At 66.5% G+C, this 12,605-nt stretch carries 12 protein-coding genes; 2 read left to right on the plus strand and 10 right to left on the minus strand.

The annotated features are described in order from the left end of the window. Window positions 1-88: 88 nt before the first annotated feature. Both gltA and gltX read right to left on the minus strand, forming a co-directional pair. A complete protein-coding gene (gene gltA / locus KM031_RS14435; protein ID WP_215507341.1) occupies window positions 89-1,384 on the minus strand; it encodes a citrate synthase in 1,296 nt (431 codons plus the stop codon). 77 nt (window positions 1,385-1,461) lie between these two features. Beyond that, window positions 1,462-2,865 carry a glutamate--tRNA ligase gene (gene gltX, locus KM031_RS14440; RefSeq protein WP_215507339.1) on the minus strand — a complete coding sequence of 468 codons (1,404 nt, stop codon included), beginning with the start codon at window positions 2,863-2,865 and terminating at the stop codon, window positions 1,462-1,464. A gap of 89 nt (window positions 2,866-2,954) precedes the next feature. Between gltX and KM031_RS14445 the strand changes: the two genes are divergently transcribed. Next, window positions 2,955-5,072 carry a ComEC/Rec2 family competence protein gene (locus tag KM031_RS14445; protein ID WP_371879018.1) on the plus strand — a complete coding sequence of 706 codons (2,118 nt, stop codon included), beginning with the start codon at window positions 2,955-2,957 and terminating at the stop codon, window positions 5,070-5,072. On the opposite strand, the gene lexA is transcribed toward KM031_RS14445, so the two are convergent. The 7 genes from lexA to KM031_RS14480 all read right to left on the minus strand — a co-directional run bounded on the left by lexA (window position 5,066) and on the right by KM031_RS14480 (window position 10,616). Beyond that, a complete protein-coding gene (gene lexA / locus KM031_RS14450; RefSeq protein WP_215507337.1) occupies window positions 5,066-5,758 on the minus strand; it encodes a transcriptional repressor LexA in 693 nt (230 codons plus the stop codon). The two genes, KM031_RS14445 and lexA, sit on opposite strands and share 7 nt — an antisense overlap. A gap of 80 nt (window positions 5,759-5,838) precedes the next feature. Next, window positions 5,839-7,011, minus strand: coding sequence for a molybdopterin molybdotransferase MoeA (locus tag KM031_RS14455; protein WP_215507335.1), 1,173 nt, complete (start codon window positions 7,009-7,011; stop codon window positions 5,839-5,841). Further along, window positions 7,008-7,487 (minus strand): cyclic pyranopterin monophosphate synthase MoaC, encoded by a 480-nt coding sequence (moaC, locus tag KM031_RS14460; RefSeq protein WP_215507333.1) that lies wholly within the window; start codon window positions 7,485-7,487, stop codon window positions 7,008-7,010. Before moaC ends, KM031_RS14455 begins: the two co-directional genes overlap by 4 nt. Continuing rightward, window positions 7,487-8,302, minus strand: coding sequence for an indole-3-glycerol phosphate synthase TrpC (gene trpC / locus KM031_RS14465; protein WP_215507330.1), 816 nt, complete (start codon window positions 8,300-8,302; stop codon window positions 7,487-7,489). Before trpC ends, moaC begins: the two co-directional genes overlap by 1 nt. A gap of 73 nt (window positions 8,303-8,375) precedes the next feature. Then, window positions 8,376-9,020, minus strand: coding sequence for a uracil-DNA glycosylase (locus KM031_RS14470; RefSeq protein ID WP_215507328.1), 645 nt, complete (start codon window positions 9,018-9,020; stop codon window positions 8,376-8,378). Window positions 9,021-9,024: 4 nt separating this feature from the next. Continuing rightward, window positions 9,025-10,038, minus strand: a complete 1,014-nt coding sequence (gene trpD / locus KM031_RS14475) for an anthranilate phosphoribosyltransferase (protein WP_215507326.1) — start codon at window positions 10,036-10,038, stop codon at window positions 9,025-9,027. Next, window positions 10,035-10,616, minus strand: coding sequence for an anthranilate synthase component II (locus KM031_RS14480; RefSeq protein ID WP_215507324.1), 582 nt, complete (start codon window positions 10,614-10,616; stop codon window positions 10,035-10,037). The genes trpD and KM031_RS14480 overlap by 4 nt, the downstream gene beginning before the upstream one ends. A 161-nt stretch (window positions 10,617-10,777) precedes the next feature. Between KM031_RS14480 and KM031_RS14485 the strand changes: the two genes are divergently transcribed. Further along, window positions 10,778-12,181, plus strand: a complete 1,404-nt coding sequence (locus tag KM031_RS14485; RefSeq protein ID WP_215507322.1) for a divergent polysaccharide deacetylase family protein — start codon at window positions 10,778-10,780, stop codon at window positions 12,179-12,181. 18 nt (window positions 12,182-12,199) lie between these two features. Here the strand turns inward: KM031_RS14485 and KM031_RS14490 are convergent, their stop codons facing one another. Then, a complete protein-coding gene (locus KM031_RS14490) occupies window positions 12,200-12,601 on the minus strand; it encodes a Na+/H+ antiporter subunit G (protein ID WP_215507320.1) in 402 nt (133 codons plus the stop codon). Window positions 12,602-12,605 lie beyond the last annotated feature (4 nt).

Genomic DNA, 12,605 nt, shown 5'->3' on the forward strand with positions numbered 1-12,605 from the left:
TTGGCCCTTTGTCGCCGCTGTGGGGGAGGGGCGCAAGGCAAAGGGCGGCCCACCTGCGCGGGCCGCCCTTTGCTGGTCTGTCTGCCGCTCAGCGGTGGCGCACATCCACATAGTCGCGGAAAGTCTCGCCGGTATAAAGCTGGCGCGGGCGGCCGATTTTCTGGGTCGGGTCGCCGATCATCTCTTTCCACTGCGCGATCCAGCCGACGGTGCGCGACAGCGCAAAGATCGGCGTGAACATCGAGGTGGGGAAGCCCATCGCATCCAGAATGATGCCCGAATAGAAATCGACATTCGGGTAGAGCTTCTTGGAGACGAAATAATCGTCCTCCAGCGCGATCCGCTCCAGTTCCTTGGCGACTTGCAGCGTCGGGTTGTTTTCCACACCCAGCAGCGCCAGCACCTCGTCTGCGGATTCCTTCATCACCTTGGCGCGCGGGTCGAAGTTCTTGTAGACCCGGTGCCCGAAGCCCATCAGGCGGAACGGATCGTCCTTGTCCTTGGCCTTCTTGATGTATTCCGGGATGCGGTCGACGCTGCCGATCTCGCGCAGCATCTCGAGGCAGGCCTGGTTCGCACCGCCATGGGCAGGCCCCCAGAGGCAGGCGATACCCGCCGCGATACAGGCAAACGGGTTGGCCCCCGACGAACCCGCCAGACGCACGGTCGAGGTGGAGGCATTCTGTTCGTGATCGGCGTGCAGCATCATGATGCGGTCCATGGCCTTGGCCAGAACCGGGTTCACCACATAGTCCTCGCATGGCACGGCAAAGCACATATGCAGGAAATTGGCTGCATAATCATGGCTGTTCTTCGGATAGACGAAGGGCTGGCCAATCGAATACTTGTAGGCCATCGCGGCAATCGTCGGCAGTTTCGCAATCAGCCGGATCGCCGCCACTTCGCGCTGCCACGGGTCATTGATATCGGTGCTGTCGTGATAGAAGGCCGACATCGCGCCGACCACACCCACCATGGTCGCCATCGGGTGGCTGTCGCGGCGGAACCCGCGGAAGAAGTTGTGCATCTGTTCATGCACCATGGTGTGACGGGTCACACGCTGTTCAAAATCCTTCATCTGCGCCGTGTTCGGCAGCTCACCATAGAGCAGCAGATAGCAGACTTCGAGGTAATGCGATTGTTCGGCCAGCTGGTCGATCGGATAGCCGCGATGCAGCAGTTCGCCCTTGTCGCCGTCGATGAAGGTGATCGCGCTGTCACAGGCGGCGGTCGAGGTGAAGCCGGGGTCGTAGGTGAACACGTCGCCTTGCGCATAAAGCTTGCGGATATCCAGGACATCGGGACCAAGCGTGCCCGAATGGATCGGCAATTCGATCACCTTGTCATCGAAACTCAGCGTCGCGGTCTTGGTCGGTTCTGCCATCTTCAATCCCTCTGCATTGGCGTGCAGCGCCGGGTGGCGGCGCTGCGGCGGTCATGGGGCCGGCAGGCTTGCGGCGCTCAGGCCGCAGCTTCCTCCAGCCGCGCAATCGTTTCATCCTGACCGATGACAAGCATCATGTCATAGACGCTGGGGCTTACCGTGCGCCCGGCCAAAGCTGCGCGCAAGGGGGCGGCCAGTTTGCCGAAGCCGATGCCCGCATCTGCGGCAGCCCCGGTGAGAATGGCCTCAAGATCTTCCTTCGTCCAGCTAGCATTTCGCAGCTGCGGCGTCAATGATTGCAGTATACCACGGGATACCGCATCCAGCGCCTTCTCGGCGGCTTCGTCGCGCAGAATGGGCCGGGACGTCAGAATATAACGTGCCTTTTCAATCAGTTCCGGAAATGTCTTTGCACGATCCTTCAGGCTGGGCATCCCGGCCAGCATCAGCCCGCGCTGCGCCTCTGTCAGGGCTGGCGCGCCAGTGACGGCCAGAAACGCCTCCAATTCATGCAGCAGCGCAGCATCATCCCCCGCCGCAATGTGCTGACCGCAGAGATTCTCTAGCTTCTTGAAGTCGAGCCGCGCCGGAGCCCGCCCGATTCCCTTCAGGTCGAACCAGTCCTTGGCCTGTGCGCTGGTAAAGAACTCGGCGTCGCCATGTGCCCAGCCCAGTCGCGTCAGGTAGTTGCGCATCCCGGCGGCGGGATAGCCCATGGCCTGATATTCCTCGACCCCCAGCGCGCCATGCCGCTTTGACAGCTTCTTGCCATCCGGCCCGTGAATCAGCGGGATATGCGCCCAGACCGGGATCTTCCAGCCCATGGCGTCATAGATCATCTGCTGGCGGGCGGCGTTGTTCAGATGGTCATCCCCCCGGATCACATGGGTCACGCCCATGTCATGGTCATCGACCACCACGGCGAGCATATAGGTGGGCGTAGCATCCGAGCGTAAACAGATCATGTCATCCAGCGTGGCATTCTGGATCACCACACGGCCCTGCACCTGATCCTCGATCACGGTTTCACCGCTGCGCGGCGCGCGCATGCGGATCACATAGGGCGCATCCGGATGGGTGGCAGGATCGGCGTCGCGCCAGGGGCTTTGAAACACCGCATAGCTGCCGCGCGCTTCGGCCTCGGCCCGGAAGGCCGCGATTTCTTCCTGCGTGGAAAAGCACTTGTAGGCGGTTCCGCGCGCCAGCATTTCATGCGCCACTTCGGCGTGGCGGTCCTTGCGTTCGAACTGGCTGACCACATCGCCGTCCCAGTCCAGCCCCAGCCAGGTCAGGCCCCGCAGGATCGCCGCCGTCGCCTCGGGGGTAGAGCGTTCGCGGTCGGTATCCTCGATCCGCAGCAGAAACTTGCCGCCGCGCCCCCGGGCATACAGCCAGTTGAACAGGGCCGTCCGCCCGCCGCCGATATGCAGATAGCCGGTGGGCGAGGGGGCAAAACGGGTGACGACGGGCGTGTCGGACATGGCGGTATTAACCTTTCGGAAACCGGACGGATGTTAACTTTGGCGCTGTGATAGGCGAGCGGAGGGCTGGAAACAAGGTGCGGGGCGTGGTGGCGGGTCTGCGGCACGGGTTGCTCTGGCCACTCGGCGCATTGGCAGAGGCACGGGGGATCCTGTTCCCCTGGGTGCCGGTCTGCATGGGGCTTGGCATTGGCGGCTGGTTCAGCCTGGCGAACGAACCGGGGGCCACGGTCTATCTTGCGGCGGCAGCGGTGCTCCTCTGCGCCGCGCTGCTGTGGTGGCTGGGGCCGGAGGTGGCGCATCCGCTCTGGGTGGCCACGGGCTGCGTGGCGCTGGGGCTGCTACTGGCCGGCGCGCGCGCGCATAGCGTGGCGGCCCCGGTGCTGTCATTCCGCTATTACGGCCCGGTTCAGGGCCGGGTGATCGACATTGACCGTTCGCAATCCGATGCGCTGCGGCTGACACTGGATCAGGTGGTGCTGGAGGCGGTGCCGCCCGACCGGACGCCGCAGAAGGTGCGGGTGGCGCTGCACGCGCCGCAACCGCATCTGCGCCCCGAACCGGGGCAGGTGGTACAACTGACCGGGCATCTGGCGGCCCCGGAAGGTCCGCCCGAACCCGGCGGCTTCGATTTTCAGCGCATGGCGTGGTTTCAGCGGCTGGGGGCCGTCGGTTATAGCCGCACCCCTGTGCTGCTGCTGGACGAGCCGCTGCCGAATGCGCAGCGGGTGAACCGCCTGCGCGCGCGCCTGTCGGCCGGCGTTCAGGCGGCGATCCCGGGCGATGCAGGGGCCTTTGCCTCGGGCGTGATGACCGGCGACCGCTCGGGGCTGAGCTTGCAGGCGGTGCAGGATCTGCGGGCCTCCAGTCTCGCGCATCTGCTGGCGATTTCGGGCATGAACATGGCCTTTCTGGTCGGCTTCGTCTTTGCGCTGTGCCGCACCGGCCTGGCGCTGGTGCCGCCGCTGGCGCTGCGGGTGAATGCCAAAAAGATCGCGGCGGTGATCTCGTTTGGCGTGGCGTGGTTTTATCTGCTGCTCTCGGGCGCGAATGTGGCCACGGAACGCGCCTTCATCATGGTGGCGGTCATGCTCGGCGCGGTGCTGCTGGACCGGCGGGCCTTGTCACTGCGGTCGGTGGCGATTTCGGCGGTGATCCTGCTGGCGCTGCGGCCCGAATCCCTGCTGGATCCGGGGTTCCAGATGTCTTTCGCGGCTACCACGGCGCTCATTGCGGGGTTCGGCGCGCTGGAGGGCGGCGTGATGCGTGGGCGGGTGCCGCGCTGGGCTCTGCCGGTGTTTACCCTAATCCTGTCCTCGGCGCTTGCCGGGGTGGCGACGGCGCCCTATGGGGCTGCGCATTTCAACCGGATCGCGGATTTCGGCTTTGTCGCCAATCTGTTGACGGTGCCGGTGATGGGGGCGGTGGTGATGCCTGCGGGCGCGCTGGCCGCCTTGCTGGCCCCGTTCGGGTTGGCAGCCCTGCCGCTCTGGCTCATGGGGCTGGGCTGCGACTGGATCCTGTTCGTGGCGCATGTTGTGGCCGGGTGGGAAGGGGCGGTGACCGCGGTGCCGACACCGGGGCCATGGGTGCTGCCGCTGGTCACGCTCGGCGGCATTTGGCTTGCGGTCTGGCGCGGCTATGGGCGGCTTGTGGGCGTGGCACCGATTCTGATTGCGCTCGGCCTCTGGACGCAGGCAACACGCCCCGACCTGCTGGTGGCCCCCGACGCGGCGCTGATCGGGCTGGCGACGGAGGCGGGCCGGGTGCTTTCGGCCCCGAAGGGCGCGGGGTTCGCGGCACAAAGCTGGCTGGAGAATGATGGTGATCTGGCGGATCAGCCCACGGCTGCCGCGCGCAGCGGCATGGCAGGCACCGTCGGCAACCAGACTTTCCGTATCGGGGCCTGGCAGGTGGTCTATCTGAAAGGCAAGGCAGCAACCGAGCGGCTACCCGCAGCCTGCGCCAACGCCGATCTGGTGATCATCGCCGCTGACGGCGAAGCAGCCCCCAAGGGCTGCCAAGTGATCGACCCGGCCTTCCTGAAACAGACCGGCGGGCTGGCGCTGTGGCAGATCAAGGGCAGCACAGCCTTGCGGCTGGATCCGGTGCGCCAGGGCCATCGGCTTTGGCAGGGCAGGGCCCGGCCCATCCTGCAATCTGTGCAGTTGGACAAGACGCCGCGGGTGCTGGCCGCCGCTCAGTAGCTGCGGATCAGCCCGACCAGCCGCCCCTGCACCTTGACCAGATGATCGGGCAGAACGCGGGTTTCATAGGCCGGGTTGGCCGCCTCAAGCGCGATCATGTTGCCTTTGCGCCGGAACCGCTTCAGCGTGGCTTCGCTGTCTTCCACCAGCGCCACCACGATATCGCCATTCTCGGCCGTGCTCTGTTCACGGATGACAACGATGTCGCCATCATTGATCCCGGCCTCGATCATGGAATCGCCCTTCACCTCCAGCGCGTAATGCTGCCCCGATCCCGACAGCATGGAGCCGGGCACCGCGATGTGATGCGAGATTTCAGAAATCGCCTCGATCGGCACCCCCGCCGCGATGCGGCCCATCACCGGCAATTCCAGCGCATAAATGCCTTCCAGCGCCATGGCGCCGCGCGGTGGCGGCGCGGCAGGTTTGTCGCCCTCGATCACCCGCGGCGAAAAGCCGGGCCGCTCCATCGCTTCGGGCAGTTTGACGATTTCGATGGCGCGGGCGCGATGCGCCAGCCGCCGGATGAAACCGCGCTCTTCCAGCGCGGTGATCAGCCGGTGAATCCCGGATTTGGACCGCAGATCCAACGCTTCTTTCATTTCGTCGAACGAAGGCGGAACGCCGTCCCTGTCCATGCGGGTGCGGATGAAATCCAGCAATTCCAGTTGCTTACGCGTCAGCATCAGGCAGACCTCTTGGACAAAACGGCGGATGTTGACTTAATGTTCTGCCCGTGTTCCCGGTTTGTGTCAAGACCTCAGGCTCAGATCGGCAAGAATTCCGCCGCCTCGCCTGCCCGGCGCGGGCCATCGCCCAGCGGGCGGATCAACAGGGCATTGGCGGCGCACAGCACCGTCAGCAAGGCCGAATCCTGCTGATCGAACGGGGTGATGACGGGGTGGTCAGCACCGCTGACCTGCGCGCGCATGTAATGGGTGCGCGGGCCGGTTGCCGCCACATCCACGCCCAAGGTGGCGCGCAGGGTCGCAGGGGCCGGGGCAGGATCGCCCAGCATGGCGCGGATCAGCGGCAGCAGGAACAGATGCGCGCAGACGATGGCCGACACCGGATTACCCGGCAGGCCCAGCATCGGCACACCGCGCAGCCGTCCGGCCATCAGCGGTTTGCCCGGGCGCATGGCGATCTTGTAGAACGCCCGCTCCATGCCCAGCGTTTCGGCCACCCGCGCCACCAGATCGTGATCACCCACCGATGCGCCGCCGATGGTCACCACCAGATCGGCCCCTTGGGCCAGATCGAACACGGCGCGCAGGGCGGGTTCGGTATCGCGGGCAATTGGCAACAGGCGCGCCTCTGCCCCGGAAGCCTCGGCCAAGGCCTTGATCGCAAAGGAGTTCGACGCGATGATCTGATCCGGTCCCGGTGTGTCGCCCAGCATCATCAGCTCATCCCCCGTGGCGATGATCGCCAGCACGGGCCGCCGCCGGACCGCCAACTGCGGCACATTCATCGCGGCCAGCAGCGCCAGATCATTGGGCGACAGCCGCTTGGGGTCGACGCGCTGGCCGATATGGAAATCGCTGCCCTGCGGGCGGATATTGGCATTGTGCGAGGTGGCCTGCACGGTGATGCGGTCGCCTGCGCGGGCCACATCTTCCTGCAGCACGATCTGCGTTGCCCCGGCGGGCACCGGCGCGCCGGTAAAGATGCGCAGCGCCTGACCGGCACCGATGGTCCCGGCATAGCCGTGGCCTGCACCGGCCTCGCCGATCACGGTGAATTCGGCACCCTGTGCAGCGGGGCCGACAACCGCATAGCCATCCATGGCGGAGGCCGCGAAGGGCGGCTGATCGCGCCGCGCCACGGCCGGTTCGGCCAGCCAGCGCCCTGCCGCCTGCGCCAGCGGCACGGTTTCCACCGGCATGGCGCGGGCCAGTGCCAGCACGCGCGACAGTGCTTCTTCGACCGGGATCATGTCTCGGCCTCATAACGGCCGGATTTGCCGCCGTCTTTCAGCACCAGTCGGATCCCCTCGATCTGCATGGATTTTTCCACCGCTTTCACCATGTCATAAATGGTCAGGCAGGCGACGGAGACAGCAGTCAGCGCCTCCATCTCCACCCCGGTCTGCCCGCCGGTTTTCACCGTCGCCTCGACCACCACGCCCGGCAGCGTCGGGTCTGCCATCAGATCCAGCGCGACCTTGGTGATCGGCAGCGGATGGCACAGCGGGATCAGATCGGCGGTTTTCTTGGCCGCCATGATGCCTGCCAGCCGCGCCACGGCCAGCACATCGCCCTTTTTCGCCCGGCCTTCGGTGATCATCGCCAGGGTCTCGGCGCTCATGCGCACGGCACCACGCGCCACGGCGATGCGCGCCGTCACCGGCTTGTCTGACACATCGACCATATGGGCATGGCCGCCCTCATCGAAATGGGTCAGACCTGCCATCACGCACCGCCCTGCGCGGTCAGCGGCTGCGCGAGGATGGCGCGCGTAGCCGCCGTCACATCCTCTTGCCGCATCAGGCTTTCGCCGATCAGGAAGCAGCGCGCGCCATATTGCGCGACATCGGCCAGATCTGCCGGGGTAAACAGCCCGCTTTCCGAGATGATCAGCCGATCCTCCGGCACCCGCCGCGCCAGATCGCGGGTGACATCAAGCGACACCTCGAACGTATGCAGATTGCGGTTGTTGATGCCGATCAGCGGCGATTTCAACGCGGCGGCCCGTTCCAGTTCGGTGCGGTCATGCACTTCGATCAGCACATCCATGCCCAGATCGAAGGCGGCCTGTTCCAGATCGACGGCCTGCGCATCGTCGAGCGAGGCCATAATCAGCAGGATGCAATCGGCATGCAGCGCGCGGGCCTCGGTGATCTGGTAGGCATCATAGATGAAATCCTTGCGCAGGCAGGGCAGGGTGGTCGCCTCATGCGCCTGTGTCAGATAGGCGTCGTCGCCCTGAAACGACGGGCCGTCGGTCAAAACGGACAGGCAGGTCGCGCCCCCGGCCTCATAGGCCTTGGCCAGCGCGGGCGGATCGAAATCGGCGCGGATCAGGCCTTTGGACGGGCTGGCCTTCTTGATTTCGGCAATCAGCCCATAGCCCGAGGCGGCGGCGGTGCGCAGCGCCTTGGCAAAGCCGCGTGGGGCAGGGGCGGCGGATGCGGCGGCGTCCACTTCGGCCTGCGGGCGCGCGGCCTTGCGGGCAGCCACCTCTTCGAGCTTGTAGGCCTTGATACGGTCGAGAATGGTGCTGCTCATATCGGTCTCCTTGGGTCTTTGGTAACGCGGCAGGAACCGGAAGGAAACCCGGCCCGTGCCCCGCAAGGCGGGCTCAGGCGCGCCAGTCGATCGGGGGCTGGCCCTGTGTGCAAAGCCAGTCATTCACCTGCGAAAAGGGTTTCGAGCCGAAGAAGCCGCGATAGGCCGACAGGGGCGACGGATGGGCGCTTTGCACGAACAGGTGGCGCTCGCGCGGCAGGGTGGCACAGAGCTTCTGCGCCGGCCCCCCCCAGAGCAGGAAGGCGCGCGGGCCATCGGCGGCCACGGCCTGCAACACCTGCGCCACCAGTCGCTCCCACCCCCAGCCTTTGTGGCCATGGGCTGCACCCAGCGGCACGGTCAGCACGGTATTGAGCAGCAGCACCCCTTGCCGCGCCCAGCCATCCAGACAGCCATCGCGGCGCGCGACGCCCAGATCGGCCTCAAGTTCGGTCAGGATATTGTGCAGCGAATGTTTCGGGGCCGCGCCGGGCGGAAAGGAAAAGGCCAGTCCCGTCGCCCGCCCCGGCGTGTGATAGGGATCCTGCCCCAGAACCACCACGCGCACCTGATCGCGCGGGGTCAGCTCCAGCGCACGGAACATGGCCTGCGGCTGCCACGGGTCTTGGGCCGCTTGCAGACGGGCCGACAGCGCAGGCCAGTCGTCGTGAAAGAAGGGCAGGTCGCGCCAGCTGGCAGGGGGCGGCGGGATCGGCATCGGCTCAGGCGTTGGTCAGCGCGACCAGCGCCTCGACCTTGGCCAGCGCCCGGCCCGCATCAATCGACTCGCGCGCCATTTCCACGCCTTCGGGCAGGCTGGCCGCCTTGTCGGCCACCACAAGGGCGGCGGCAGAGTTGAGCAGAACCGCGTCGCGATAGGCCCCCGCCTCGCCTTCCAGCAGGCGGCGGAAGGCCGCGCCGTTTTCGGCAGGCGAGCCGCCCAGAATCGCCTCGAACGGATGGACCGGCAGGCCCGCATCCTCGGGATGCACGCTGAATTCGCGGATGGTGCCGCCCTCCAGGGCCGCAACCTTGCTGGGGGCGGCAATCGACAGCTCGTCCGTGCCATCGCCGCCATGCACCAGCCAGGCCTTCTCGGCCCCGAGCGCGAGCAGCGTTTCGGCCATCGGCCGGATCAGCGCATCGGAAAACGTGCCGGTCAATTGCCGCGTCACCCCTGCCGGATTGGTCAGCGGGCCAAGGATGTTGAAGATCGTGCGGGTGCCCAGCTCGGCCCGCACCGGGCCGACATGGCGCATCGCCGGATGGTGCATCGGCGCCATCATGAAGCCGATCCCGGCCTCGGCCAGACAGCGCTCCACCACTTCGGGGCCGATCATCACGTTCAGCCCCATTTCGGTCAGCGCATCCGCCGCCCCGGATTTGGAGCTGAGGTTGCGGTTGCCGTGTTTTGCGACCACCGCACCCGCGCCCGCCGTCACAAAGGCCGTCGCGGTCGAGATGTTCAGCGTGCCCTTGCCATCACCGCCGGTGCCCACAATGTCGATGGCCCCGGCAGGCGCGCGCACCTTGTGGCATTTTGCCCGCATCACCGTGGCAGCGGCGGCATATTCATCCACCGTTTCGCCGCGCGTGCGCAGCGCCATCAGAAACCCGCCCATCTGTGCGGGCGTCGCCTCGCCGTCAAACAGCACGGTGAAGGCCTGTTCAGCCTCGGCGCGGCTCAGCGGGCGGGTGGCGGCGATGCCGATCAGCGGCTTCAGCCCGTCACTCATGCCGACACCCGTGCCATATCGAGGAAATTGCGCAGGATCTGATGACCATGTTCCGACGCGATGCTTTCGGGATGGAACTGCACCCCTTCAATCGGCAGCGTCTTGTGGCGCAGCCCCATGATGGTGCCATCCTCCAGCCATGCCGTCACCTCAAGGCAATCGGGCAGGCTGTCGCGTTCGACAACGAGGCTGTGATAGCGGGTGGCGAGGAAGGGCGAGGGCAGGCCGCTGAACACGCCCTGGCCGGAATGGTGCATCGTGCCCATCTTGCCATGCACGATCTCATGGCAGCGCACGACACGGCCGCCAAAGGCCTCGCCAATCGTCTGATGTCCAAGGCAGACGCCCAGCAGCGGAATTTTTGCCTCGGCGGCGGCCATGGTCAGCGGCAGGCAGATGCCCGCCTGCGCCGGATCACAGGGGCCGGGCGACAGCACAATGGCCTCGGGGCGCAGCGCCATCACGGCCTGCACGTCCAGCGCATCATTGCGCCTGACCACGACATCGGCCCCCAGCTCGCCCAGATAATGAACGAGATTATAGGTGAAACTGTCATAATTGTCGATCAGCAGCAGCATCGGGCAGGCCTTGCGAGAGAAGTGATGGTTTGGGGGTGAACCCCGTGCATCGTCGCGCTATACATGGTCAGAGCCGCCGGGGGAGGTCAAGTCAAACCCTCCCGCGAGATGTGGCCAAAAGGCAAGGGCGGGCGAACCGTTCGGGTGTGTTGGAGGCAGCAATGCGTGGATTTCTGTCGGGTGTGATCTGGGGCGGCGTTGTCGCGACGCTGGGTCTTGGGGTCTTGTCGCAACTGGCCCCGGCGCCGCAATCTGCGGTGCGCAGCGCCAATGTGGATGCGCCCCCCGTGGTGACGCCAGAGCCTGCGCCGATGCCCGAAGCGGCCCCTGACGTCGCCGCCGCCCCGGTGGAAGCCGAGCCTGCCGCGCCGGAGGCGGTGGCACCGGCGCCCGCACCGACCGCGCCCGAGGCGGCGGTACCGCCTGTGGCCGCTGTCACCCCACCCGCGCTTGGGGTGGTGCCGTCGCCTGCCGCGCCCCCGGCCATGATGCCCGCCGAAACCGCCGCTGCCCCCGCCACCAGTGAGCCGGGCCGCCCCGAGGCCGGGGCCGATGCGGATGACGCGCCGCGGCTGGTCGAGCCGCCGCCGGTGCCGCCGCTGACCGCAGAAGAGCAGGCCCTGCTGGAGCAGCCCTTGCCTGCGGAAATCCCGGCAGATTCGCCGCTGGCCCCCGACACTACGGTTGAAGCGCCCGCCGCAGAACCCGCACCGCCCCCGCCCGAAGCCCCGGCAGAGCCGTTGCTGGATCGCCCGGAACCCGGCCTTGGTGGCGCTGTGGAGGGCGTGACGACGGGCCGCCTGCCGGTGATTGACGCGGCACCAGAGGCGCTTCCCGAGGCCAGCACCCCGGAGGCTTCGGCTGTTCCTGAGCTGGTGCTGGAGGATGATCCGCGCCCGCTGGTCCGCTTTGCCGCAAGCTTTGACAATCCGCAGAACAAACCGCTCTATACCATCGTGCTGATTGATACCGGCAGCCCCGATCTGGATCGCACGGCGCTGGCCAATCTGCCCTTGCCCGTCACCATCGCGCTGGATCCGACGGTTGCAGGCGTGGCCGCGCAGGCGGCCGCCTATCGCGCAGCAGGCAAAGAGGTAGCGATGCTGGCGGCGGCGATCCCCAAGGGCGCAACCCCTGCCGATCTGCAAGTGACATTCGAGGCCCATGCCAAGGCGCTGCCCGAAGCGGTGGCCGTGGTCGATCTGCCGCAAGGCGGGTTTCAGAATGACCGCCCGCTCGCCTCGGATCTGGTGCCGGTGATCAAGGATCAGGGGCGCGGGCTTGTCACCTTCGACCGTGGCCTGAATGCCGGCGATCAGGTGGCGCGGCGCGAGGCGGTGCCCTCGGCGCTGATCTTCCGCCAGATTGATGCCGAAGGCGAAAGCATTCCGGTGATGCGGCGCTATCTGGACCGCGCGGCCTTCAAGGCGGCGCAGGATGGCCAGGTTGCGGTGCTGGGCACCGCCACACCCGACACCCTCGCCGCCCTGCTGGAATGGGCCGCCGAGGGTCGGGCCGGATCGGTGGCGCTGGCCCCGCTGTCGGCGATCCTCAGCGCCCCGTGACCGGGATCAGGACGGGGATCAGGAGGGGCGACCGGGCTTGCCCGGCGGCGTAAGCTCGGGCTGCACCGGCTCTTCCGACAGATCCAGCGTCGCCCAAGTCCGCCCCGTGCCGGTGGCGGGCAGATCCAGCTTGGGCATGCTGCGCGCGATATGTGCCTTGGCGATGAAATTCGCGGTGATCGGCGCGGTCAGGAACAGGAACAGCGTGATCAGCAATTCGTGCCAGCTCAGGCTGCCGCTGGTCAGCGCCGCATAACCCATCGACGCGATCAGCACCCCACCCACACCCAGCGTGCTGGCCTTGGTGGGCGCGTGCAGCCGCGTCATCAGATCGGGCAGTTTCAGCAGGCCAAAGCTGCCGATCAGCGCAAACAGGCCCGCGATGACCAGCAGGGCCGAGATCAGGAGTTCTGCAATCATAACT

This window comes from Gemmobacter fulvus (genome assembly GCF_018798885.1).
GTDB lineage: Bacteria > Pseudomonadota > Alphaproteobacteria > Rhodobacterales > Rhodobacteraceae > Gemmobacter > Gemmobacter fulvus.

What these genes read in the sequence shown, in the direction of transcription:
- KM031_RS14490 (WP_215507320.1), bottom strand. Translation starts at nt 12,601, where the DNA reads ATGATTGCAGAACTCCTGATCTCGGCCCTGCTGGTCATCGCGGGCCTG.
- KM031_RS14485 (WP_215507322.1), top strand. Translation starts at nt 10,778, where the DNA reads ATGCGTGGATTTCTGTCGGGTGTGATCTGGGGCGGCGTTGTCGCGACG.
- gltA (WP_215507341.1), bottom strand. Translation starts at nt 1,384, where the DNA reads ATGGCAGAACCGACCAAGACCGCGACGCTGAGTTTCGATGACAAGGTG.
- KM031_RS14470 (WP_215507328.1), bottom strand. Translation starts at nt 9,020, where the DNA reads ATGCCGATCCCGCCGCCCCCTGCCAGCTGGCGCGACCTGCCCTTCTTT.
- moaC (WP_215507333.1), bottom strand. Translation starts at nt 7,487, where the DNA reads ATGGCAGGTCTGACCCATTTCGATGAGGGCGGCCATGCCCATATGGTC.
- lexA (WP_215507337.1), bottom strand. Translation starts at nt 5,758, where the DNA reads ATGCTGACGCGTAAGCAACTGGAATTGCTGGATTTCATCCGCACCCGC.
- gltX (WP_215507339.1), bottom strand. Translation starts at nt 2,865, where the DNA reads ATGTCCGACACGCCCGTCGTCACCCGTTTTGCCCCCTCGCCCACCGGC.
- KM031_RS14480 (WP_215507324.1), bottom strand. Translation starts at nt 10,616, where the DNA reads ATGCTGCTGCTGATCGACAATTATGACAGTTTCACCTATAATCTCGTT.
- trpD (WP_215507326.1), bottom strand. Translation starts at nt 10,038, where the DNA reads ATGAGTGACGGGCTGAAGCCGCTGATCGGCATCGCCGCCACCCGCCCG.
- KM031_RS14455 (WP_215507335.1), bottom strand. Translation starts at nt 7,011, where the DNA reads ATGATCCCGGTCGAAGAAGCACTGTCGCGCGTGCTGGCACTGGCCCGC.
- trpC (WP_215507330.1), bottom strand. Translation starts at nt 8,302, where the DNA reads ATGAGCAGCACCATTCTCGACCGTATCAAGGCCTACAAGCTCGAAGAG.